Annotated in this window: 20 protein-coding genes; 11 read left to right on the top strand and 9 right to left on the bottom strand. The window is 44.0% G+C overall.

All coding sequences use genetic code 11. The annotated features are described in order from the left end of the window. Window positions 1–28: 28 nt before the first annotated feature. Both FBF61_RS26545 and FBF61_RS26540 read right to left on the bottom strand, forming a co-directional pair. Window positions 29–952, bottom strand: a complete 924-nt coding sequence (locus FBF61_RS26545) for a glycoside hydrolase family protein (RefSeq protein ID WP_138483109.1) — start codon at window positions 950–952, stop codon at window positions 29–31. 129 nt (window positions 953–1,081) lie between these two features. Then, window positions 1,082–2,374 carry a M16 family metallopeptidase gene (locus tag FBF61_RS26540; protein ID WP_138483107.1) on the bottom strand — a complete coding sequence of 431 codons (1,293 nt, stop codon included), beginning with the start codon at window positions 2,372–2,374 and terminating at the stop codon, window positions 1,082–1,084. Between the two features lie 91 nt (window positions 2,375–2,465). Between FBF61_RS26540 and FBF61_RS26535 the strand changes: the two genes are divergently transcribed. Then, complete coding sequence (locus FBF61_RS26535) at window positions 2,466–3,587, top strand: glycosyltransferase family 4 protein (protein WP_138483105.1); 1,122 nt, start codon at window positions 2,466–2,468, stop codon at window positions 3,585–3,587. Window positions 3,588–3,591: 4 nt separating this feature from the next. Here the strand turns inward: FBF61_RS26535 and FBF61_RS26530 are convergent, their stop codons facing one another. From FBF61_RS26530 to FBF61_RS26520, 3 genes are all read right to left on the bottom strand, one after another. After that, the gene (locus FBF61_RS26530; protein WP_138483103.1) at window positions 3,592–4,998 is read right to left on the bottom strand and encodes a tetratricopeptide repeat protein; all 1,407 of its coding nucleotides are present in this window, start codon (window positions 4,996–4,998) and stop codon (window positions 3,592–3,594) included. 78 nt (window positions 4,999–5,076) lie between these two features. Further along, the gene (locus FBF61_RS26525) at window positions 5,077–6,075 is read right to left on the bottom strand and encodes an NAD-dependent epimerase/dehydratase family protein (protein WP_138483101.1); all 999 of its coding nucleotides are present in this window, start codon (window positions 6,073–6,075) and stop codon (window positions 5,077–5,079) included. 114 nt (window positions 6,076–6,189) lie between these two features. Further along, the gene (locus FBF61_RS26520) at window positions 6,190–6,942 is read right to left on the bottom strand and encodes a hypothetical protein (RefSeq protein ID WP_138483099.1); all 753 of its coding nucleotides are present in this window, start codon (window positions 6,940–6,942) and stop codon (window positions 6,190–6,192) included. A 263-nt stretch (window positions 6,943–7,205) separates the two neighbouring features. On the opposite strand from FBF61_RS26520, the gene metG reads away from it, so the two are divergent. After that, window positions 7,206–9,281 (top strand): methionine--tRNA ligase, encoded by a 2,076-nt coding sequence (gene metG / locus FBF61_RS26515; RefSeq protein ID WP_138483097.1) that lies wholly within the window; start codon window positions 7,206–7,208, stop codon window positions 9,279–9,281. 49 nt (window positions 9,282–9,330) lie between these two features. Here the strand turns inward: metG and FBF61_RS26510 are convergent, their stop codons facing one another. The 3 genes from FBF61_RS26510 to FBF61_RS26500 form a co-directional block, all read right to left on the bottom strand. Then, window positions 9,331–9,666: a hypothetical protein gene (locus FBF61_RS26510; RefSeq protein WP_138483095.1), complete on the bottom strand. Its 336-nt coding sequence runs from the start codon at window positions 9,664–9,666 to the stop codon at window positions 9,331–9,333. A gap of 267 nt (window positions 9,667–9,933) precedes the next feature. Continuing rightward, window positions 9,934–10,356 carry an Hsp20/alpha crystallin family protein gene (locus tag FBF61_RS26505; RefSeq protein ID WP_138483093.1) on the bottom strand — a complete coding sequence of 141 codons (423 nt, stop codon included), beginning with the start codon at window positions 10,354–10,356 and terminating at the stop codon, window positions 9,934–9,936. A gap of 156 nt (window positions 10,357–10,512) precedes the next feature. Continuing rightward, a complete protein-coding gene (locus tag FBF61_RS26500; RefSeq protein WP_138483091.1) occupies window positions 10,513–10,788 on the bottom strand; it encodes an Rdx family protein in 276 nt (91 codons plus the stop codon). Window positions 10,789–11,216: 428 nt separating this feature from the next. Between FBF61_RS26500 and FBF61_RS26495 the strand changes: the two genes are divergently transcribed. From FBF61_RS26495 to FBF61_RS26480, 4 genes are all read left to right on the top strand, one after another. Next, window positions 11,217–11,915 carry a hypothetical protein gene (locus FBF61_RS26495; RefSeq protein ID WP_138483089.1) on the top strand — a complete coding sequence of 233 codons (699 nt, stop codon included), beginning with the start codon at window positions 11,217–11,219 and terminating at the stop codon, window positions 11,913–11,915. After that, window positions 11,902–12,765, top strand: coding sequence for a sensor histidine kinase (locus FBF61_RS26490; RefSeq protein ID WP_138483087.1), 864 nt, complete (start codon window positions 11,902–11,904; stop codon window positions 12,763–12,765). The genes FBF61_RS26495 and FBF61_RS26490 overlap by 14 nt, the downstream gene beginning before the upstream one ends. Window positions 12,766–12,771: 6 nt before the next feature. Further along, entirely contained in the window at window positions 12,772–13,428 is a 657-nt protein-coding gene (locus FBF61_RS26485; protein WP_138483085.1) for a response regulator transcription factor, read from the top strand. 76 nt (window positions 13,429–13,504) lie between these two features. Continuing rightward, on the top strand, window positions 13,505–14,185 hold the full coding sequence (locus tag FBF61_RS26480; RefSeq protein WP_138483083.1) for a type 1 glutamine amidotransferase domain-containing protein: 681 nt from the start codon (window positions 13,505–13,507) through the stop codon (window positions 14,183–14,185). Between the two features lie 53 nt (window positions 14,186–14,238). On the opposite strand, the gene rfbC is transcribed toward FBF61_RS26480, so the two are convergent. Further along, complete coding sequence (rfbC, locus tag FBF61_RS26475; RefSeq protein WP_138483081.1) at window positions 14,239–14,790, bottom strand: dTDP-4-dehydrorhamnose 3,5-epimerase; 552 nt, start codon at window positions 14,788–14,790, stop codon at window positions 14,239–14,241. A gap of 103 nt (window positions 14,791–14,893) precedes the next feature. Between rfbC and pyrF the strand changes: the two genes are divergently transcribed. From pyrF to FBF61_RS26450, 5 genes are all read left to right on the top strand, one after another. Next, window positions 14,894–15,721 carry an orotidine-5'-phosphate decarboxylase gene (gene pyrF / locus FBF61_RS26470; RefSeq protein WP_138483079.1) on the top strand — a complete coding sequence of 276 codons (828 nt, stop codon included), beginning with the start codon at window positions 14,894–14,896 and terminating at the stop codon, window positions 15,719–15,721. Between the two features lie 40 nt (window positions 15,722–15,761). Then, window positions 15,762–16,991: a diaminopimelate decarboxylase gene (lysA, locus tag FBF61_RS26465; protein WP_138483076.1), complete on the top strand. Its 1,230-nt coding sequence runs from the start codon at window positions 15,762–15,764 to the stop codon at window positions 16,989–16,991. A gap of 244 nt (window positions 16,992–17,235) precedes the next feature. Beyond that, entirely contained in the window at window positions 17,236–19,839 is a 2,604-nt protein-coding gene (gene clpB / locus FBF61_RS26460; RefSeq protein WP_138483073.1) for an ATP-dependent chaperone ClpB, read from the top strand. Window positions 19,840–20,053: 214 nt separating this feature from the next. Next, window positions 20,054–20,605, top strand: a complete 552-nt coding sequence (locus tag FBF61_RS26455) for a type 1 glutamine amidotransferase domain-containing protein (protein WP_138483071.1) — start codon at window positions 20,054–20,056, stop codon at window positions 20,603–20,605. A gap of 207 nt (window positions 20,606–20,812) precedes the next feature. Then, complete coding sequence (locus FBF61_RS26450) at window positions 20,813–22,309, top strand: ATP-binding cassette domain-containing protein (RefSeq protein WP_138483069.1); 1,497 nt, start codon at window positions 20,813–20,815, stop codon at window positions 22,307–22,309. Window position 22,310 lies beyond the last annotated feature (1 nt).

Here is a 22,310-nt window from a genome sequence, read left to right as displayed (position 1 = left end):
CCCCTTGTGTGACATTGCCCCAAAACAGCTACTTCTCAGGTATATACAAATTGACCTCAGGGTGCATGGTATACAGCCTGTATTTTTCACCGTCATTGACCATGATACCACTGGATCTATCACCTCCGACTATCGGATTTCCGCTATACTTCTTCCAGTGAACAAGATCTTTTGAAACCGCAACATTCATGCTCCATTCACGCCAATCCTTATACGCAGATGCGTGATAATAAGCATAATAAAGACCGTCTTGTTTCACGATATAATTCATAGCCACGGCAAAAGCATCATATTTTTCAGGGCCGGTTTTCAGAATAGCTTCATCCTGAACATTGGTCCATACTTTCATATCCGTAGACGTTGCCAGCCAGACACCGGCATCGTTTCTTTCGTAAAATAAATACCATGTATCACCTTCTTTCCAGACGGTAGGAGTTCCGAAAGGACCTTTTTCAATTGGACTGCCATTTTTCTGACGGACATCCAAAGCTCCTCTGTCCTCCCAGTTTACGCGGTCCGTGGAAGTAAGCAAATGAGCAGTATCGCCCCGGCTTTCGGCAAACATATAATACGTACTGTCGGATTTGAGCACAAACATATCCTCTACCCATATCGACTTGTGGATTGGGTTTTCTGGATATCTTGTCCAGTCAATGCCATTCGGGGAGGTAGCCAGACCAAGGTATTTTATGTCGTCGCCGGTTTTTTTAGTATAACCTGTATACCACATATAGAAAGTGCTGTCCTCCCGGATAATGAAACCCCGCTCCCTGATCTTCTCATCCCATTTGGTAGAATCGCCGGTGCCTTTAAAAACCGGATTACCTGTATATGGTTTGAAATCGACCAGCTCTTTTGGAAACTCATGCGTTTCTCCCTCTGCTGCTTCTTTCTTTCCGCAACCGAACAAGAGTGCCAGCAAAACAATCGTAATCAAAGGTTGGATTTTCATATTAAATATGGGTTTAAGGCTGAATGTCTGGTGTTGTTATAAATTACTATTCAACAAGTCAAAAAGACCACTGACCGGGCATCAAAAAAGCCGCTGCTTACTGCAACGGCCCGTTTTTTTTAATTTTTACTATTCTTCAGGAAGGAAAGTGAGGTAACTGAAATTTCTTTCATCAAACATTTCCTGCGAAATTTCCTGTAACTGCGCCGAAGTGATCAGCTCAATTTCCGCGAAAATTTCCGGCAGCGAATCTACCCTGCCTGTATCGAGCAGGCTTTTCGCCATCATCAGCATAAAGCTCATATTACTCTCCTCCGACATCGCCAGTTGCCCCATCAGCTGTACTTTTGTCTGGTGCAGCTGCAAAACGGACAAGGGAACCTCTCTGATCTTTTTTAATTCCTTGTTGATCAATGAAATACTTTTTGCCAGCTGTTTCTTTTCTGTTCCAAAGAAAATACCCATAAAACCTGTGTCCAGATAAGGTGTGTAATTTCCTTCGATCGAATACACAAATCCGTACTTTTCACGGAGGGAAAGATTAAAACGGGAGTTCATACCAGGTCCGCCAAGCAGATTGACCAACATAAAAAACGACAGCCGGCGGTCATCCAGCAAACCGTAAGCTGGCTGTCCCATAGCAACTTGCGCCTGCGAAATGGAGCGTTCTTTCTGCTGATGCACAGGTGTATACAGCTCCGGCGCAATCCTTACGCGTGATGTTTTTCTGGCAGGCACGTCGCCCAGGTATTTTTCAGCCGTTTTTACAACTTTTGAAAATGGCAAACGGCTCACCGAAGAAACGACAATGCGCTCGGTGTCGATATTGTCATTAATAAACTTAAAAAGCTGCTCCCGCCCAAAAGAGTTTACTGTTTCGGCTGTACCGAGGATGTTGTTTCCCAAAGCATGATTGACAAAAACAAGCTGATCAAAATCGTCCTGGATCGCATCCTCAGGCGAATCAACGTACATGGACATTTCTTCCAGGATCACATTTCGTTCTCTTTCAATCTGCTTTTCCGGGAAAATTGAGTGAAAAGTAATGTCGGCCAGCAGATCCATCGCTTTATCGAAATGGTCGTCAAGCACAGATGCGTGAAAACATATTTTTTCTTTGGTCGTATAAGCATTCAGTTCGCCGCCGACGTTTTCAAGCCTGTTGATAATGTGGTAGGAACTGCGTTTCTCGGTGCCTTTGAAAGCCATGTGTTCCCAAAAGTGGGCAAGGCCCTGCTGATCCGGAAGTTCATCGCGGCTCCCGATATCCAGCATAATGCCGCAGTGCGCAATCTGGGTATACGGAACCTGTTTATGGGCAATGCGTATTCCGTTGGCAAGCGTATGTAACTGGTATTCTTCTGTAAGTGATAGTGAGGTTGATTTTGGGTTTCCCCGCTTACGAACGTTATTTCTCTTCATTCCTTTTTAACACGAAATACACACCAATAATTTTCGGTGGTATCCACAAAATTACAGACTTTTGCTTGGAAACCCTTGCAAAACACCACTTATGCGTATTGGATTTGATGCCAAAAGAGCCTTCGCCAACAAGACCGGTCTCGGAAATTACAGCCGCTTTATTCTGAATGCGCTGCTGACCCACGAAAAAGAGCATGAATATTTTGCTTACACACCCAAAAACAACCAGGATCTTTTTCCCGGATTTCCGGAAAACCTGATCCAGCAGCCAAAATCTTTTTTGGACAAAAAACTGTCTGCCTTCTGGCGCTACTCGACCATTTCCAGCCAGCTCAAAAATGATGGTATCCGCATTTTTCATGGGCTGAGCAATGAAATCCCGCAAGGTTTGTCAGCGAAAAATATCCGGTCCGTCGTCACGATCCACGATCTTATTTTCGAGAAGCTTCCCTCCCATTTCAAGCCAATTGATCGCCTTATCTATCGTCATAAATTCAAATCTGCCTGCGAAAGATCCGATGTGGTGATCGCGATCAGCGAGCAGACTAAAAGGGATATCATAGACTTATACAGGGTACGGGAAGATAAGATCAGGGTGGTATATCAGGATTGCAATCCTGTTTTTAAAGAGAAAGCCGATGAACAGAAAAGGAGCGAAATCCTGAATTTATATGGCATTCAAAAACCATATATTCTCTGTGTCGGCACGCTGGAAGAGAGGAAAAACCAATTGAGGCTGGTCGAGGCTTTCAATCAGTTGGGACAAAGTGACTTTCAGTTAGTCTTAATTGGAAAAGCAACTGCTTATACCGCCAGGATTACTGATTTTATTACAACAAACAATCTACAGAACCGCGTGCTCATTTTGCAAAATGTGCCTACCCTACATTTGCCGGCACTGTATCAGGCAGCCGAAATATTTGCTTATGTGTCCATTTACGAAGGATTTGGGATTCCGATTTTAGAAGCATTGCATAGCGGCACACCGGTACTTTCCGCTAAAGGTTCGTGCCTGGAAGAAGCAGGCGGCCCGGGCGGATTATATGCCGACCCATATAAAACAGAAGACATCAGCCATCAACTTGAAAAGTTAATAACTGATGTCAACTTGCGAAAATCATTGGTTGAAGCCGGAAAGCGTCATATCAGCCAGTTTACCGGAGCGCACATTGCAGGGCAGCTTGTCGGCTTATATAAAGAAATCGCTAATTAACGATCTATTTCTCGCGGTACTGCTCTATTATTCGGTACAAAGCTTTCTGCTTTTCCAGATCAGGAAAGAAATCAAAAAGCTGAATGTGCGCATCGTAATCAAGCGTAAGACCAGTTTCCAGATGTAGTAAAGCTTCACGGTACTCACCCGCATGGATCTGATAAATCGCCATACGGTAATATAAATCTGCCTCTTCCGGCATATCATCCATAGCAGCCTGAAGCAAGTCGCAGGCACGGGCGTAATTTCCCTGCTCAAAAAGAACGTGCGACCATTTCATCCAAATATCGGGATTGGAGGGTTCAATTTCAGCAGCTTTTTCAAAAGCTTCAAAAGCCGAAACCACATTCCCTACCTTGAACTCCGTTTCAGCCAGGGCCAGCCAGTAATCGGGATTAAGCTCGGTGATCTGGATCGCCTTTCTTAAAAATCCTACCGCTTCATACCAACGCCCAAGCTCACTGAAACAAATCCCCAGCCCATACCAGCCATCATCCCACTGGTTATCCAGCTTCACGGTCTGACGGTAATACTTAATTGCAGTTTCGAATTCGCCCAGTTTTTCATAACAAGTGCCAAGGCAGCAGCAAGTTTCAGGTTGTTCCCCTTCCAGTTCAATGGCCTTCAGATATTGTTCTTTGGCATCCTCGAATTTCTCAAGGTTCATGTACGAATTACCGAGCTGAAAAAACGCGGAAGCAAAATCATCTTTGACTAAAGTCGCATATTCGTAGGCTCTCACGGCATCCTCGTACCTTTCCAGCTTGCTGAAGGCAATCCCGAGATTATACCAGGCATGGTGAGAAAAAGGATCCCTGTCGACAAGCTCGTTATAATAGTCCAGATGACTTTCCAGCTGACCTACCAAATCCAGGCAATGTGCCAGTTCGTACAGTGCGCTTTCATTATTCAGGTTGTTATGAAGGGATTTTTTATAATACCGGATCGCCTCTTCGTATTTACCCCAGTTCTGGTAAGTCTGACCGATCTGAAAGTAAATTTCATCCTGGTCCTCCACCCTCTGCAGGAGGTTTTCCAAAACTTCTATGGCCTCTTCATATTCGCCCATCATATTGGAAATGGCAACCTGCATGAAGGAAATTTCAATGTCGCCTGGATGGAAAAGAGATGCTCTTTCGAGTATTTCCTGTGCCAGATCATGTTCTCCGCGATTGGCGTGGAGCTGCACCATGCTCAAAAGCAGGTCAAGCGAATAGGGGTAATCGGATAGTCCCAGCTCACAAGCCTTGTAGGCTTTCTCCCAATCTCCTTTTTCAATGTAATGAACCGTAACCTTTTCGTACGTATCCAAATCAAAAAAAACCGGCTCGCTGGTTTTCAGCATTCTTTCAAACCTGAGCAATGTTTCCTTCATATAGTCCTTTCTTTCCCCGAAATTTTTCTCCATCATACGAACCGTCAGGTTAGATTTTGAGGGCTAACGCACCAAATAATTATGAAAGAAAGTTATAAAATAATTCCCCGTTATTCAAATCCTGCCCAGCAAACTTTCACTAACCCGGGCAATCGTTTCTTCAATAGACTGAAACTTAAAACCTAATGCATTCTTGATTTTCTCATTATTATATTTTGTTTTCCGAGCGGCCGACTGTGCTGTTTCTCTGGTAATTAAAGGCTTTGTTCCCAGCAACCAAGTGCGTACTGCTTCTATACGCCATATAAATCCAGCCAGTCCCGGACCTACACGAAACGAAGGACGTTTCTTGCGCATAGCGTCCGCAATAGTATTGAACAAATTCTGATAGGAAATGCTCCCCGCATTGAGCAAAAATCTTTCGCCTGATATTTCCGAGCTCAGGAGTAAGCTGATGATTTTAGCGACATCGAGCACATCCACGTAGTTGGCAAGTCCTTCGGTATAAAAAGGTTTTTCTTTATATACATATCGGAAAATCTGGGTGCTGCTTTTGGACCAATCGCCTTCTCCTAATATGAGCGTCGGATTTACGATCACGGCATTAAGGCCTTCTGCAATTCCGCGCCATACTTCCAGTTCGGCAAGATGTTTCGTCTTGGCATATTCCGAATTTTCCGGCGAGTCTTCCCAACGCTGATTTTCATCCAGGGTAATATCCAGCCCGGGAATGATCTTGCGGGAATCCGGACGTCCGATGGCAGCTATGCTACTGACGTGACAAAGTTTTCTTACGCCCGACTTCAAACAGATATTGACCACATTAGCGGTACCTTCGATATTGACTTTGTACATCATTTTACGGTCGCGGGGCACAAAAGAAACCACTGCAGCTGTATGCACCATAAAATCAATTCCCTCCGTAGCGATCTCAAGAGAACTGATATCAAGAATGTCTCCTTCGATCCACTGAATCCGTGAAACAATGTCCGATAGTAGGTTTCTGTCGGAATTTTTACGGTAAAGAGCTGAGACTTCATGACCTTCGGACAAGAGCTGCCTTGCAACTGCACTTCCCACCAAACCCGTGGCACCGGTAATAAGGACTTTCATAGCTGAAAAAAATGTCAGGCCCAAAGTTGGTTGGAAAAAGTGGATTTTTATTAAAAAAGAGCCCTTATCAAATGTTTAAAATTTGATAAGGGCTTTAATAATAGGTAAGAAATCTTACAAACTTTTTATATCGCGAAGGTATCGTTCAAGGCTTTCGATTCTTGGTGAGAGATCATCTATTTCATTCAGTGACGCAACAAATTCGGCTTTAAGCCCACCGTTGACCATGCCTGGATCGTCTTTTATTTTCTTTTGCAAGCCGGGCATCGCTTCCCTTGCTTTTTGATGTAATGTAAGACTGTGTTTCATCTGTTTTTCGGCTGAAGCCGCCATTGCCTGAAATTTAGACACTTCTACATGACCTTTTATTTTGCCCAGACTTTCCAGGATCAGGCCGTATCTGCCGCATTTTGAAGCAATCAACTCTTCCGTCAAAAACACGATCTGGCTGTAATCTTTGGATTCAAGAAGGTTGTAATCTTTTAGTATCAATTTTGCATATCTGTTACGGAAGTGCCTGACCAGCAAAGAATCCTGTTCGTATTTCTTCAAAGACGTTTTGTACGTTTTAAGAAGCTGATCTTTTTCACTACCAGTTAAACGGGTATTAGGTGAAGGTTGCGGGATCAAAGCCAGTTTAGCTAACCTATTCTTCGTATCAGACTCAGCCCGGAGAATCTCTTCGGAAACCACTCCGTTCCGACCGACGGAATATGTCGGAAATTGTTCACTCTCATCATTTACTGCTTTTTGGAAGTGAAAAACCTTGTTTGTTTTTTGAGGTTCTTCCTGCTTCTCCGTACATCCTGCAACAGTATAAAGTACAGCGGAGGCGAGCACAACGTGCGTGATTTGACTTGTTTTCATTGATACAGATTATATAGGTGGATTCATTAACTACTTGCCCATGAACTTATCTGGTAATCAATGGAATGCTGAGCATGTGGTGGGAATTATTTTTACAATTTTATTCAAAATTTTCTTTTAGGCCAAAAATTTCATCTATCAGGAAATTTCACGAAAACCAGCGATCTGCTGGCGATTTTACTAATTTTACTTTCTGGGAAAAACGCCGCAAATTTGGCCCCTCTCAGACTTTTTCGGTTTTTACTTACATTACCACATATCAAATGCCCATTACCAATCCAAAAAGGTATACTGTTACCGCTGCCCTGATCTACGCAAACGGCCCGATCCATATTGGTCACCTGGCCGGCTGCTACGTACCGGCTGATATATACGTCCGCTACCTGCGCGCCAGCGGAAAAGAAGTCGCGTTTATCAGTGGTACCGACGAGCACGGTGTCCCGATCACAATCCGTGCTAAAAAAGAGGGTCTTACGCCTCAGCAGGTTGTGGACAAATACTATACCCAGATCGACGATTCATTTAAAGCATTAGGCATTTCATTTGATATATATTCCCGAACCAGCAAGCCGGTTCATCACGAAACTTCCCGTGAGATTTTCAGGGATTTGTATGACAAAGGTGTTTTTGTAGAAGAAACCACGGAACAGTATTTCGACGAAACAGCCCAGCAGTTTCTTGCCGACCGTTACATTGTAGGTACCTGTCCTGTGTGTGCCAATCCCAATGCGTACGGAGACCAGTGCGAAAGATGCGGTTCGACGCTGAGCCCGATGGAATTAAAAGATCCGCGGTCTATGCTTTCCGGCGCAAAGCCTGTCATGAAAGCGACCAAAAATTGGTATCTGCCGCTGGACACCATGCAACCCGATATTGAAAAATACATTTCCAAGCACCCTGAGTGGAAAACAAATGTGGCCGGACAATGTCAGTCGTGGCTGAAAGACGGATTGAAACCACGTGCTATGACCCGCGATCTGGACTGGGGGATCAGTGTGCCGGTGGAAGATACCGAAGGCAAAGTACTATATGTATGGTTTGAGGCCCCAATAGGATATATATCTGCTACGAAAGATTGGCTTATACAAAAAAGCGGCTCCGATGAAGGCTGGAAAAAATGGTGGCAACCTGCAAAAGAAGAGGCCGATGGAGAAACGAAACTCGTTCATTTTATAGGAAAAGACAACATCGTTTTCCATTGCATTATTTTCCCGGCTGTATTAATGGCCGAGGGAAATTATATACTGCCGGACAACGTTCCCGCAAATGAATTCATGAACCTGGAAGGAGACAAAATATCCACTTCAAGGAACTGGGCAGTGTGGCTGCATGAATACCTGCAGGAACTCCCCGAAAAACAGGATGTTCTCCGTTACGTATTGACCGCGAATGCACCGGAAACAAAGGACAGCGAGTTTACCTGGAAAGATTTTCAAACCCGCAACAATAGTGAGCTGGTCGGGATTTACGGAAATTTTATCAACCGGGCGGTGGTACTCACGCACAAGTTCTGCGAGGGAAAAGTACCTGCTGCCGGAGAATTGTCCGAACTGGATCAGAGTGCTTTACAGGAATTAACAGCTTTTCCGCAGAGGATCGGTGACGCTATTGAAAACTACCGTTTCCGGGAAGCACTGACGTTGATTATGGATCTTGCGAGAACCGGCAACAAATATCTGGCAGAAACGCAGCCCTGGCACGTAATTAAAACTGACCCGGCACGGGTAAATACGATTTTAAACATTGCCCTTCAGATTTCGGCTACCCTATCTATTGTTTCTGAGCCTGTCTTGCCCTTCACTGCGGCTAAAATTCAGGAACAGCTTGGACTTTCGGGCCAAACCTGGCAAAATGCGGGAAAAGCTGATCTGTTACCTGCCGGACAATCCATTTCCGAAGGAAAACTACTGTTTGAAAAGATAGAGGATCACGTCATTGAAAAACAAATCCAGAAATTGCAGGATTCAAAAAAAATAAATGAACTAGAAGGCAAAACAGTAACGCCGGTAAAGCCTGAGATCCAATACGACGATTTTGCCAAAATGGACATCCGGATCGCTACGATCGTGGCTGCGGAAAATGTACCGAAGAGTAAAAAGCTTCTGAAACTACTGGTTGATATCGGACTTGAACAACGGACTGTACTCAGCGGAATATCCGAGCATTTTAAAGCAGAAGAGATAATTGGAAAAAAAGTACTGTACCTGGCCAATCTGGCGCCACGGAAAATGATGGGGATGGAGAGTCACGGAATGATACTGATGGCCGAGGACCGGGACGGAAGCTTGTCTTTTGTGCAGCCGGGCAAAGAAATCTGGGATGGAGGGACAGTAAACTAGAAAAATACCGTTTTGAACGACCTGCCTGAAAACAGGTCGTTTCGAAATACTACATTTTAAATTCCACTTTCACTTTATCGTATAACGTATAAACACGTTCCACCACAGCCTGGCATTCCTTGTCAGTCAGGTTATCGATTGTGTTGCTGATGGCATTGGAAATCACTTTCCCGTCTTCATTTACTTTTGCGCCCTTTTGTTTGAGGATTGTGAGAATGTTCTCCCACTCATTAATGAGATCCTCGGAAAAATACCTCGGCTCAATAATGTTAAAGTAAGCGGACTGCGACCTCAGTTTTTGCTTCAGTTTTTCAGAGGCAGAAGTCTTGAGTTCTTCTACCAACTTTGTCAGTTCGATGTAGGCGAAGATGTTAGATTTTTTCATGTTTTATGGAGGCATTTATCTTTTTAGTAATGCTAATATACTGATATGTAACGCTATTTAGAGAGAAAAATAAAAGGTTTACTATATCTTAATATAAACTATTAGAAGGGTACAATTTAAAATTACATCTACAATAGAAATATCATTGTACTACATAAAAAGATTAAAAAGCAATTAAAATTTTGAACCTTAAAATGGGATTATTACAAGAAAAGCCCGATGGTTGTTACCACCGGGCTACATGAACAAAACTACAAATTCAAGATATTACCATCTCTCTATATCTACTTTCCTGTGGTAATCGCCCTTCTCATTTCCAAAGGGTAAGAAAAGGACCAAGTGGCGAAGTGTATCGTCATATTTCGCTGAAATATTTTCAATATCCACACCGTCGGGGATTACAAAAGTATTAATGAAACGTACTGTTCTCCACTGTTCTTCTTCTGAAAGATGTTCCTGTGAAAATATGGGCAACAAGTGAAACAATTTAAGATTACTGGATTTGCTTTTTCCCTTTACCACCTCCAATTGCAGATCTTCTACTTCGATGCCTGGAATTTTCACAACTACTTCTAAACCTTTCGATCCTCTTTCAAGCTTAATAGCGGGCTCACTCGTTCCACCATTGACCGTGTTGATAAAATCGATATTCATCAACATCTCCTGGGGTATTCTTAGTTTGCTTTCCATGGCTATCGCATATTTAGGTTCACAACTTTTCCTAATAAACGAAAAACTACGTGCCAAAGATCACATTTTTAAGAAAAATAAAGATAAGGGAGAATATAGCGACAAATTTACAGCCTCCTTCCCCAACACGCGACAATTTGTCCTGAATCCGGTAATTTAACGGTCACTGTGTCCCAGGTTCCGGTCGGGAGCTATCTCATCCCTCACTTTTTGTTTGATTTCTTTCGGCTCGGGAAAATGCCCCTCACGCTTTCTGTCCCATATCAATGTATCATTCACTTTGATCGTATATCTGCCCCCAACTTCGGAAGGTATCAGCTGAACAGCGAAAACCTCCTCTGTAAATGTAGTGAGCAGTTCCTGCGCAATCCATGCAGCGCGCAATAGCCACCCGCATTTGGGGCAATATTCTATTGTTATGGTGGGTTTCATCTGGTATTGTTTATAATCTGAATACCTAAAATTGACCAAATACTGCCGAAAATCAAAAAAGCCGCGATGCAAAATGTATCGCGGCTTTCCCATACTAACCTAACCCTTTAATCTCAATGAAGAAACCTCTACAAAGTCTTCTTTATCCTATACAAATGTAGCGTTGCCTGGCCCTGGTTTTTAGCGTTAAAATCCCTGTTTTAATAATCAGGTAACAATCTTGACAACCCGTCGTAATTACCCGTGTTCTGATAGGTAAAATTACGTGTTTTGCCGATCGATCCAAAATCAAAGTACTGATTATCAGTAATTTATACTTAAATACCTTTTCAGAATCCGGTTCGCAGTTTGGTGATAAAAAGGTGACTGGCTACATTTACATATTAAAATATCTTATTTATTCGCTTCAATCTTATGGATATCAAATTATGTTCGAAACATATTTTGCATATAGTTTAAGAAAACCTATTCCATGTTTTTCCACTTTTATTACGCTGTTACCAATAGTTTTAATTATTACCAGAAAAGCTTACCTGGATCCGACATTTAAACTTCTCCTGTTTTATTCACTGTCCAAACTTATCACTGACCTTCTGATCTTTGACTCAGCAGTCCGGCAACAAAACAGCATCGTATATTTCAACATCAGCATTCCGGTTTTTTACAGCTTACTGGCCGGAATGTTCTATTTCAAATTCAGTTCGAGTATTTATAAAAAAGGCATACTGTATTCAATAGGAGGTTTTCTGGTTTTCGCCATCTGGGATATTTCAAATTCTAATCTGGAAATAACCGACTTTCAAAATCACAGGGCAGTGTTATTTGCCAAAACAGTTGAAGGTGTGTTGATCATTGTTTTGATCCTTATGTATTTCTACGAAATTATCAATTCCCTGGTCATCCCCGACCTTTTAACTTTTCCGTTTTTCTGGGTATGTTCCGGCTTGCTATTGTATTATTCTAGCTTTATATTTATTGCACCCATTTTACATTATGCGGCCAGCTGGAAGAACATTCAGGATTTGGGAATAGCCCGGACCGTTCCCTACATTTTTGAAATTATATGCGCTTTGTTTTTTAGTGTTGGTGTTTATCACTTTTCCGCAGATGATTATGCAAAACAGTGAAGAATTAAAATGGGCACTACTCATTGCTTCCATGGCAATGCTTATGATGGCGTTTTGCATGATTTCCTTTGTAATGTATTATCAGAAAAGGAGATTTGAAGAAGAAAAAAGAATCAACGAAATTGAAAAAAACTACAATCGCCTTCTCCTCGACACTGCCCTGAACTCAGAAGAAACTGAAAGACGCCGCATTGCACAGGATTTGCACGATGATATCGGCACCATGCTTTCTCTCACAAAGCTCAGTCTTAACCAGCTCAGCAAAATGGTAGAAAATTACGGGAATGAAAAAGACGACCAGATCATGCGAAAGTCACAGTCCCTGGTTGAAGAAACGATCCTGCATGTCCGCCGTATCACAAGAGACCTCGTGCCCACGACACTGGAAAGGTTCGGACTTCTGGAGGCGGTGGGAGAATTTGTTCATAAACTTGAAGAAGGCAACAAACTGGCTATCTCGTTCCATGCCAGCCCCGAGGAATTTCCGCGCCAGGGACAGAAACTGGAACTGACTATCTACCGCATTATACAGGAGCTTGTCAACAACGCCATCAAACATGCCAGTTGCTCGAGAATCGATATCAACCTGGAAATTAATGATGTGCTTATTGATCTCCGTGTGATAGACAACGGTGTAGGGTTTGATCCCGATAAAATTAAAGAAAGCAACCTTGCAGGCCTGGGATTGCTCGGAATTGAAAGCAGGCTTGCCATCGTAAACGGAACCGTTCAATACGAAAAGCCTGAAAAAGGAGGATCCAGAGCTTTCGTGCAGATTCCCGTGATGCCTGTATCAGATAGTAAACCAGAACCTTTGCATCCTTTTCGTAGGGAACGGGTGAATATTTAACCAATTATGACAACCCTCAAATTAGGAATTGCGGACGATCACGAATTGTTCAGAAAAGGATTCATCTCGATGCTGAGCGGAATCCCTGACTTTGAGTTTATTCTGGAAGCTGCAAACGGCCAGGAACTCCTTGACCGCCTGCCGACTAACACGCCGGATATTGTTTTTATGGACCTCCAGATGCCCGTTATGGACGGAATTCAGGCAACCGAGGCAGCATTCGAACGTTTCCCGAATATTAAGGTGATCGTCGTCTCCATGTATAACGAAGACCGTTTTGTTATTCACATGCTGGAAAAAGGTGTTCAGGGTTATCTGCTAAAAGATACCAGTCCCGACGAAGTTGAAAAGGCAATACGCCGGGTAGCCGAAGACGGATTTTACTACAATGACTTCGTATCCAAGGCAATGCACCGAAAAATGGTGAACCGCCAGCCCAATAAGCATCCTTTCTTCCCGAATGCATGCAATGTAGCCTTATCTGCCAGAGAAAAAGAGGTGCTGCAACTGATATGTGACGGCTTTTCAACAGCCGAAATCAGCGAAAAACTTTTTATCAGCATTCGTACTGTCGAGGGGCACCGTCTGCGTGTCCTGGAAAAAACAGGTACAAAAACCACCGCCGCCGCAGTAGCTTTTGCCTACAAAAATCAATTATTATAGCTTTCAACCGGGATTTGTCTGCCTACATTTACATCATTTCCAGTATCTTTCCAGACTTATATTCCGGCACAATGCTATGAAAATCCTTATCGTCTGCACCAATCATAGTACCTACCCGACCAAGACAGCCAAAACGGGTTTATGGTTAAGTGAATTAACCCATTTTTATGATGTAATGATAAAAAGGCGAATCATGATTGATATCGTGAGTCCTCTTGGCGGAGAAATCCCGATCGATGAGCGAAGCTTTGACTTGAAAGATGAATACAATGCGACATATTGGGAAGACAGTGTTTTCCGGGAGAAGCTGAAAAATTCGTTAAAACCTTCAGAAATCCATACTGCTGATTACCGGCTTATCTACTTTGCAGGTGGGCACGGGGCCATGTGGGACCTCACTGAAAATACTGAATTACAAGAGATTACAAAGAATATTTACGAGCGAAACGGTTTGGTAACCGCCGTATGCCACGGTGTATGCGGATTGCTGAATGTGCAGCTGTCAGACGGATCCTGGCTGATCCAGGATAAATACCTGACGGGTTTTTCCAACGTAGAAGAAACGTTAATGAGTTTTGTCAGCGAGGTACCTTTTTATCTGGAAGACAAATTGAAAGAACGGGGGGCGCATTTTACGAAATCAATGATCCCCTTTATCGAATTTATTGAAATGGATGAACGCCTGATTACCGGCCAAAACCCCGGATCCGCAAGAAAAGTGGCATCCAAGGCAGTAGAAGAACTGTTTGAAAAATGAAACATTCACAAAAAGGGAGAAAAAAATCGCTTCTTTCTCCCTTTCCGAACTCCTCAGATTTTGACTTTCAAACCATCAAAAAGCGACCTGAAGGTCGGTAATATCACATCCTTTTCCGAAACGATAGGATTTTCAACTCCCCAGTTAATTCCAAGATCAGGATCATTCCAAAGTATACCGGATTCCGATTCTTTATTATAAACATTGGTGCACTTGTAACTGAATACAGTGTCTTCCAGCGCTACAAAACCATGCGCAAAACCTTCCGGGATATATGCGATATTGTTAGTATCGCTGCGAAGTTCGAAGATTTCATGCTGACCGAAAGTTGGCGAATCAGGACGGACATCGACTGCTACATCCAAAACCCTTCCCGTAATGACGCGCACCAGCTTACCCTGTGCGAAAGGGGCTTTCTGAAAATGCAGCCCGCGAACAACTCCTTTTTTGGAAAATGACTGATTGTCCTGAACAAAATTAGTCGGTAAGCCGAGTGTTTTAAAAAGCTGTTCATTATAAGATTCAAAAAACATTCCGCGCTCATCTTCAAAAACACGAGGAAAAATTTCTACTAAACCGGCAATAGCACTTTTTCGAATCTGCATAAAATTATTTTTTCTCTGGTTGGTATAAGCTAAGCTTAATCTTGACGCAAATTTATGAATCTATTGATAGAGGTTGTAATTTCGGCGCATTATTTGCAAAATCATGACATACGAAGCACTCTTCGACCAGATATCACAAAAGAAATCATATTTATGTGTCGGTCTGGATACAGATTTAAGAAAAATACCTGCTCATTTACTGTCTGAAAAAGATCCCGTTTTTGAGTTTAACAAGCAGATCATAGATGCTACGGCAGACTATTGCGTTTCCTACAAACCCAATATCGCTTTTTACGAAGCATCAGGCTTAAAGGGTTGGGAGAGCCTGCAGAAAACCATCGAGTACATCCCGAAAACCCACTTTACGATTGCCGACGCGAAACGCGGGGACATCGGAAATACATCCGGATTATATGCCAGGACGTTTTTTGAACCTGATTCGTCCGGCCTCGACTTTGATGCGGTGACGGTAGCTCCTTACATGGGAAGCGATTCCGTTACTCCTTTCCTCGAATTCAAAGACAAATGGGTTATCCTTCTTGCCTTAACATCCAATCCGGGAAGTGGTGATTTTCAGCGACTGGAAACCGGCGGAATGCCTTTATACGAACAGGTTTTGAAAACTTCCCAAACCTGGGCCGGTCACGAACGGATGATGTATGTAGTGGGCGCAACCCAGGCTTCTGAATTTGAAAAAATCAGGACAATCATACCACAGCATTTCTTACTGGTACCTGGTGTGGGCGCTCAGGGCGGAAGCCTCGAAGAAGTTTCCAAATACGGAATGAACGACAGATGCGGATTGCTGGTGAATGCGTCCAGGAGTATTATTTATGCCGGAAACGGGCGGGATTTTGCAGAAAAGGCAAAGGCAGAGGCGCAAAGCTTACAAAAGGAAATGGAAATTTATCTTGATAAATACTGCCGCTGATATCCCAACTTAACTATCCGTTTTCCATTACCATTTCAAAATGCAACTGACAGATCAAAATACTTATACAATTCAGGGGATCGACCCTGTTCAATTGACCGAACAGTACGGCAGCCCGCTTTACGTTTACGACGGGGCCACGATACGGAGAAAAGCAGCGGAACTTATGCATGCTTTTGCGGGGATCAACATGAAGATCAAATATGCCTGTAAAGCCAATACCAATCTTGCCGTTTTACGCCTGATGCGGGAAATCGGGGTGGAACTGGACGTGGTTTCTCCCGGTGAATTTGAAATGGGCAAACTGGCCGGGTACGAAGGTAACCAGATCACATTTACGCCCAGTGGCGTGCCTTTCGAAGAAGTAAGAGCTGCCGTGGAAGCAGGAGCTATTGTGAATGTGGACAGCATCCCGCTTCTTGAATGGTTCGGGCAGACGTACGGAAACACAAAACCTTGTCTCATAAGGATCAAGCCCAATGTTGCAGCCGGCGGAAACGCCAAAATCATGACGGCGCATGCCGATTCCAAGTTTGGCATTTCAGTATTGTTGCTGGACCAAATCCTGGAAGTAGTAAAAAAATACAGCATCCGGATCATCGGATTACATCAGCATACCGGCTCGGATATCAAAGACGCGGAGCCGTTTTTGAAAGTTGCCGATATTCTTTTTGAAACCGCAAAACATTTCCCCGATCTGGAAATCATTGACCTGGGAGGTGGATTTAAAGTTTCTTATCTGCCCGGCGATGCTGTTACGGATATGGAGTTATTGGGAAATAAAATCTCTGAACGCTTCAATACATTTTGTAAAGAGTATGGCAGAGACCTGCAACTCTGGTTTGAACCGGGCAAGTTTCTGGTGAGTGAATCCGGCCATCTTTTTGTAACAGTTACTGTCGTGAAGGAAGATCCCGCAAGGAATTTCGTTCACGTAGATTCCGGGCTGAACCACCTCATCAGGCCTATGATGTACGGCTCTTACCACCATATCCTGAATGTTTCGAATCCCTCGGGAGAATTGAAACCCTATAATGTGGTAGGTTACATTTGCGAAACGGATACCTTCGCTTCCGACCGTCAGCTGCCGGAAGTAAAGCAGGGAGATATTCTGGCTTTTGCCAATGCAGGTGCCTACGGCCTTACCATGAGCTCAAACTACAACACACGCTTCCGGCCCGCAGAGGTTTTGATTGATAATGGGAAGGCAAGAATGGTTAGAAGACGTGAAACAATGGAAGACTTATTGAAAACGCAAACTGACCTGTAAAAAGTCAATTTAATGTTAACAAAAGGCCGCATGAAGAGATTCTTTGCGGCTTTTTGTTGTTACGTACTTGCACATCCGGCAGCACTATACTTGGCCCTTCATGAAGGTACATAACCAATAGCCCTTCCTGACGAAATGACACTTCAGTTTGCAAAATCAGTAAAAACCCGTCAAAATTTCCGGTTTAATCTTCCGGTACGTAGTTTTTGTAAAACTTATACGAACCAACTTAGCAATTAACGCCATGAATTTTAACCAATATACAATCAAGGCGCAGGAAATTATACAGCACGCTGCGCAAATGGCCCAGGGTAACCAGCAACAGGCCATCGAAACAGGACATGTTTTCAAATCAATTCTGGAAGAGGATCCGAATACTTCGTTATTTCTTCTCAACAAACTGAATATAAGCCCTGAAATTTTAAATACCCGCTTGCAAAAAATACTTGACGGTTATCCGAGAGTAAGCGGAGGCCAGCCTTATCTGGGTAATGATATGGCTGCGGCAACGGGCAAAGCACAAAACTATCTCAAAGAGTTCGGTGACGAATTCATTAGCATAGAGTTGCTTTTATTGGGGATTCTTGGCGGAAAAGACTCCACAGCTTCTCTCATGAAAGAGTTAGGATTTAAAGACAAGGAACTGATTAACGCAATCAAAGAACTTAGAGGAAAAAACAACCCCGTGAAAGATCAAAACGCAGAAGCGAAATACCGTTCATTGGAACGATACAGCAAAAATTTAAATGAACTTGCCAAAGCAGGGAAAATCGACCCGGTGATTGGCAGGGACGAAGAAATCAGGCGGGTACTTCAGATATTGAGCCGCCGGACCAAAAACAATCCTATTCTCCTGGGTGAACCTGGAGTAGGTAAAACAGCAATTGTAGAAGGCCTTGCGCAGAGAATCGTTCAAGGCGACGTACCCGAAAACCTGAAGTCCAAGATCATTGCTTCCCTGGATATGGGGTTGCTGATCGCGGGTGCCAAATATAAGGGTGAGTTTGAAGAACGTCTTAAGGCGGTAATCAAAGAAGTGACGGACTCCGAAGGCGAGATCGTACTCTTTATTGATGAAATCCATACCCTGATCGGTGCAGGCGGTGGGGGCGAAAGCGCCATGGATGCCGCAAACTTGTTGAAACCTGCGCTTGCACGTGGTGAACTGCACGCAATCGGCGCTACCACGTTGAAGGAATATCAGAAGTACATGGAAAAAGACAAAGCTTTAGAACGTCGCTTCCAGGCTGTTATGGTCAATGAACCGGATATTCCTGACGCTATCAGCATCTTACGTGGTATCAAGGAGAAATATGAACTTCACCATGGTGTCCGCATTCAGGATGACGCCGTAATTGCCGCGGTCGAGCTTTCCAACAGGTATATCAGCGACCGTTTCCTGCCGGATAAAGCCATTGACCTGATGGATGAAGCCGCTTCAAAATTACGCCTTGAAATGGACAGCGTGCCTGAGGAACTGGATGAGCTGAACCGTAAGATCATGCAGCTCGAAATTGAGCGGGAGGCGATACGCCGGGAAAACAACAAGGATAAAGAAACTGTTCTTAACAAAGAAATTGCCGATCTGAACGATGAAAGAAACGCGCTTCAGGCCCAGTGGGAAAATGAAAAAGGCAAGGTAAACGAGGTAAGGACTTTAAAAGAACAGACTGAACAACTGCGCCTCGAGGCAGAGCAGGCCGAGCGTTCCGGTGATTTTGGCAAGGTAGCAGAGATACGCTACGGACGGATCCCGGAGGTACAAAGCAAGCTGGAGGAACTTCAGAAATCAGAAGATCCGCAAAGCCTCATGAAGGAAGAAATCACGCCCGAGGACATTGCTGAGGTTGTAGCCAAATGGACGGGAATACCTGTAAGCAAAATGCTTCAGAGTGACCGTGAGAAACTGCTGCAACTTGAAGCTCATTTGCATCAGCGCGTAGCAGGCCAGAATGAAGCGATAGAGGTAGTTTCCGATGCCGTACGCCGTAGCCGTGCAGGTTTGCAGGATGCGAAACGTCCGATAGGAAGCTTCTTGTTCCTTGGACCAACCGGGGTGGGCAAGACTGAATTGGCAAAAACACTTGCCGAATATTTGTTCAATGACGAAAATGCCATGGTCAGGATCGATATGAGCGAATACCAGGAACGTCATGCCGTAAGCAGGCTGGTGGGAGCGCCTCCGGGGTATGTCGGATATGATGAAGGCGGCCAGCTTACAGAAGCCGTGCGCCGGAAACCATATAGTGTGATCCTGCTTGATGAGATAGAAAAAGGGCACCCTGACGTCTGGAACATACTTTTACAGGTATTGGATGAGGGAAGGCTGACTGATAACAAAGGCAGGGTAGCCAACTTCAAGAACACGATCATTATCATGACGTCCAATATAGGCAGCCATATCATCCAGGAGAAATTCGCGGAGGACGAAGGCTGGAACCATACTTTGATCGTTGAAGAAGCCAAACAAGCGGTGCTCGACCTCCTCAAAGCGTCGGTAAGGCCGGAATTCCTAAACCGTATTGATGAAATTGTTCTTTTTGAGCCTTTAACAATGAGCAACATCCGCAAGATCGTGGATATCCAGTTCAAAGGAATTCAGAAAATGCTGAAAGAACAAGGTATTACGCTTGATGCTACCGACGAAGCGCTGACCAAGCTGGGCGAAGATGGTTTTGATCCTGCTTTTGGAGCGCGACCTCTGAAAAGGGTTTTACAACGGAAAATCCTTAATGAGCTCTCCAAAGGAATCCTCAGCGGACAGGTTGCCAAAGACTCTGTGATCATGATGGAACTTAATTCCCAAGGTGATCTGATATTTGAGAATGTAGGAGGAGTAGAAATATAAGAATCCGGAAATAGTTATAAAACAGGAGCATCTCATAGATCGCTCCTGTTTTTTTTGTTGGTGAGAAGTACCCGAAAATCACGAATCCCAACCTGTGGATGCTCTGCTACGATTGGTATTGAAAAAGAGCCGTTTAGGGGTTTCTTTCTTTTGGCATATTTTTTGTACAATTATTTAATCAAATAATCTAACCTATACCTGTACAAATCATAACGTGGAACAATCACTAAATTCATTCAAAGTTGCAATATTAGTTGCCGATGGATTTGAGCAGGTTGAAATGACTTGCCCCAGAAAAGTCCTAAATCAGAATGGAGCTACCACTCATGTAATCTCTCCTAATAAAGATTCTGTCAGAGGATGGAATCATCTGGACTGGGGCGAAAAGCATAAGGTGGACGTTCCATTGGATCTCGCTCGCGCCGAGTATTACGATGCACTGCTGCTCCCCGGAGGAGTACTTGGAATGGATGCATTGAGGATCAGTCATAAAGCCATTGAATTCGTAAAGTCGTTTTTTATGGCCCACAAACCAGTGGCCGCAATTTGTCATGGACCGCAGATTTTAATAGATGCCGATGTGGTTCTGGGCCGCACTCTGACTTCCTACGTCGCAATAAAACACGACCTTGAAAATGCAGGTGCTATCTGGATTGACCAGGACGTGGTAACCAACAACGGACTGGTAACCAGCAGAACAACAGATGATCTTTCTGCATTCACTACTACAATGGTTAAGGAATTTAACCTCGAAATTCATCAATAAACGCTTCGGGTTTACGGATACATAGCGTCCGTAAACCCTTTTTTTGACCCGGCCATTACTTGAAACACCTTCTCCATGCCGGGCAAATATCTTCGACTTACACATCATAATCCGTAGTCTGGTCAGTTTTAAGTTGAAAGCCGGTTTCATTTTTTCTCTTTTAACCGAAACTTTCAATATTTGCCTTTCCACTGATCATTGCTTACCATGTCCTCAATATCCCTCGACAATATTTCCGTCCGCAAATATGATACAACCGTATTATCCGATATAAACTGGGAAATTGAACCCATTCAAAACTGGGCCGTCGTGGGCCCTAATGGCGCAGGAAAAACTATCTTGCTTGATATCATTGCAGGGAAATGGCCGGTATGGAAGGGCAAAATCAGCTATTCATTTAACGGGCCTCTCCGCGATACCATTGAACTTGTGTCCAACGACTACTCCTTCAACCGGATCGTCAGCGGCGGCGCAGAGTATTACCAGCAGCGGTTTCATGCCTATGAAGCGGAAAGAGCACCGACGGTAAAGGCCATCCTGACCGATCAGCTTAAACCTGTGGGAACCGTCAATGATAATTCTGTTAAGCTGGCTCCGTCGAAAGTATCTGACGAAAATCTTGCACAAGTAAGCGAGCTACTCTCCATCACACATTTGCTGGATCACCCGTTTGTGACACTTTCCAACGGAGAAACCCGGCGGATGCTTTTAGCAAAATCACTATTGAAAAACCCGAAAGTTCTGATGCTGGACAATGCATTCAGCGGGCTGGATGTACATTCCAGAGCGGTATTGCGGGGGGCACTTACACAATTGTCCGAATCCGGTGTAATGATTATCATGGCTACAACAGCCACAGAAATCCCCCCCTGTATTACCCATGTTTTAGAAATGAAATCGGGAAGGATTGAGGCAAAATATGCGGTGGCCGATTTTCAACACAAAATCACCCATGAAAAAGCCTATCCAAAGCCCGACCCGGAAAAATTATCGCATTTCGGCCAGCCGGAATTCACTGCATTTCAATACGCCATCGATCTCCGCAATACGAAAGTTATCTATCACGACCAGCTGATTCTGGATCATATAAACTGGAAAATTGCGAAGGGGGAGAAATGGGCATTGTCGGGAGCTAACGGTTCGGGAAAATCCACATTACTGAGCATCATCACCGCGGACAATCCGCAGCGCTTCGCGAACGATTTTGATTTATTTGATCGAAAAAGAGGCGGCGTCGGCGCTTCAATATGGGATATCAAACAGAAGATCGGGCACGTATCACCGGAGTTGCATCTCTATTTCCCCCGTAATACAACGGTCTTCAAAACAATCGCTTCCGGTTTTTTTGATGCTACCGGTGTATTTTTCAAGAAACTCAGTGATACCCAAATTGAACGGGTGCATGAAGTTGCCGAGCTTTTACACGTCCACGACCTCATTGAAAAAGATTTCTCCCAACTCTCAAAAGGCCAGCAAAGAATGGTACTCCTGGCCAGGGCACTTGTGAAAAATCCACCGCTGCTGATCCTCGACGAACCTTGCCAGGGATTGGACACCGAGGCTATCGAGTACTTTAAATCGGTAGTCGATGCCATTTGTGACACGCCGGAAAGAACTTTGATTTATGTATCCCATTACCCGGAGGAAATCCCCGGCTGCGTCACAAAAACATTGCGCCTGTCCAAAGGAAAAGTGATGGATTAGC

This window comes from Dyadobacter bucti (assembly GCF_005869225.1).
GTDB classification, from domain to species: domain Bacteria; phylum Bacteroidota; class Bacteroidia; order Cytophagales; family Spirosomataceae; genus Dyadobacter; species Dyadobacter bucti.
This window is presented reverse-complemented; position numbering and strand designations above follow the sequence as displayed.

What these genes read in the sequence shown, in the direction of transcription:
- metG (WP_138483097.1), top strand. Translation starts at nt 7,206, where the DNA reads ATGCCCATTACCAATCCAAAAAGGTATACTGTTACCGCTGCCCTGATC.
- FBF61_RS26530 (WP_138483103.1), bottom strand. Translation starts at nt 4,998, where the DNA reads ATGATGGAGAAAAATTTCGGGGAAAGAAAGGACTATATGAAGGAAACA.
- FBF61_RS26480 (WP_138483083.1), top strand. Translation starts at nt 13,505, where the DNA reads ATGAAAATCCTTATCGTCTGCACCAATCATAGTACCTACCCGACCAAG.
- FBF61_RS26485 (WP_138483085.1), top strand. Translation starts at nt 12,772, where the DNA reads ATGACAACCCTCAAATTAGGAATTGCGGACGATCACGAATTGTTCAGA.
- pyrF (WP_138483079.1), top strand. Translation starts at nt 14,894, where the DNA reads ATGACATACGAAGCACTCTTCGACCAGATATCACAAAAGAAATCATAT.
- FBF61_RS26500 (WP_138483091.1), bottom strand. Translation starts at nt 10,788, where the DNA reads ATGAAACCCACCATAACAATAGAATATTGCCCCAAATGCGGGTGGCTA.
- FBF61_RS26540 (WP_138483107.1), bottom strand. Translation starts at nt 2,374, where the DNA reads ATGAAGAGAAATAACGTTCGTAAGCGGGGAAACCCAAAATCAACCTCA.
- FBF61_RS26520 (WP_138483099.1), bottom strand. Translation starts at nt 6,942, where the DNA reads ATGAAAACAAGTCAAATCACGCACGTTGTGCTCGCCTCCGCTGTACTT.
- FBF61_RS26495 (WP_138483089.1), top strand. Translation starts at nt 11,217, where the DNA reads ATGTTCGAAACATATTTTGCATATAGTTTAAGAAAACCTATTCCATGT.
- FBF61_RS26525 (WP_138483101.1), bottom strand. Translation starts at nt 6,075, where the DNA reads ATGAAAGTCCTTATTACCGGTGCCACGGGTTTGGTGGGAAGTGCAGTT.
- rfbC (WP_138483081.1), bottom strand. Translation starts at nt 14,790, where the DNA reads ATGCAGATTCGAAAAAGTGCTATTGCCGGTTTAGTAGAAATTTTTCCT.
- lysA (WP_138483076.1), top strand. Translation starts at nt 15,762, where the DNA reads ATGCAACTGACAGATCAAAATACTTATACAATTCAGGGGATCGACCCT.
- FBF61_RS26450 (WP_138483069.1), top strand. Translation starts at nt 20,813, where the DNA reads ATGTCCTCAATATCCCTCGACAATATTTCCGTCCGCAAATATGATACA.
- FBF61_RS26490 (WP_138483087.1), top strand. Translation starts at nt 11,902, where the DNA reads ATGCAAAACAGTGAAGAATTAAAATGGGCACTACTCATTGCTTCCATG.
- FBF61_RS26510 (WP_138483095.1), bottom strand. Translation starts at nt 9,666, where the DNA reads ATGAAAAAATCTAACATCTTCGCCTACATCGAACTGACAAAGTTGGTA.
- clpB (WP_138483073.1), top strand. Translation starts at nt 17,236, where the DNA reads ATGAATTTTAACCAATATACAATCAAGGCGCAGGAAATTATACAGCAC.
- FBF61_RS26535 (WP_138483105.1), top strand. Translation starts at nt 2,466, where the DNA reads ATGCGTATTGGATTTGATGCCAAAAGAGCCTTCGCCAACAAGACCGGT.
- FBF61_RS26505 (WP_138483093.1), bottom strand. Translation starts at nt 10,356, where the DNA reads ATGGAAAGCAAACTAAGAATACCCCAGGAGATGTTGATGAATATCGAT.
- FBF61_RS26545 (WP_138483109.1), bottom strand. Translation starts at nt 952, where the DNA reads ATGAAAATCCAACCTTTGATTACGATTGTTTTGCTGGCACTCTTGTTC.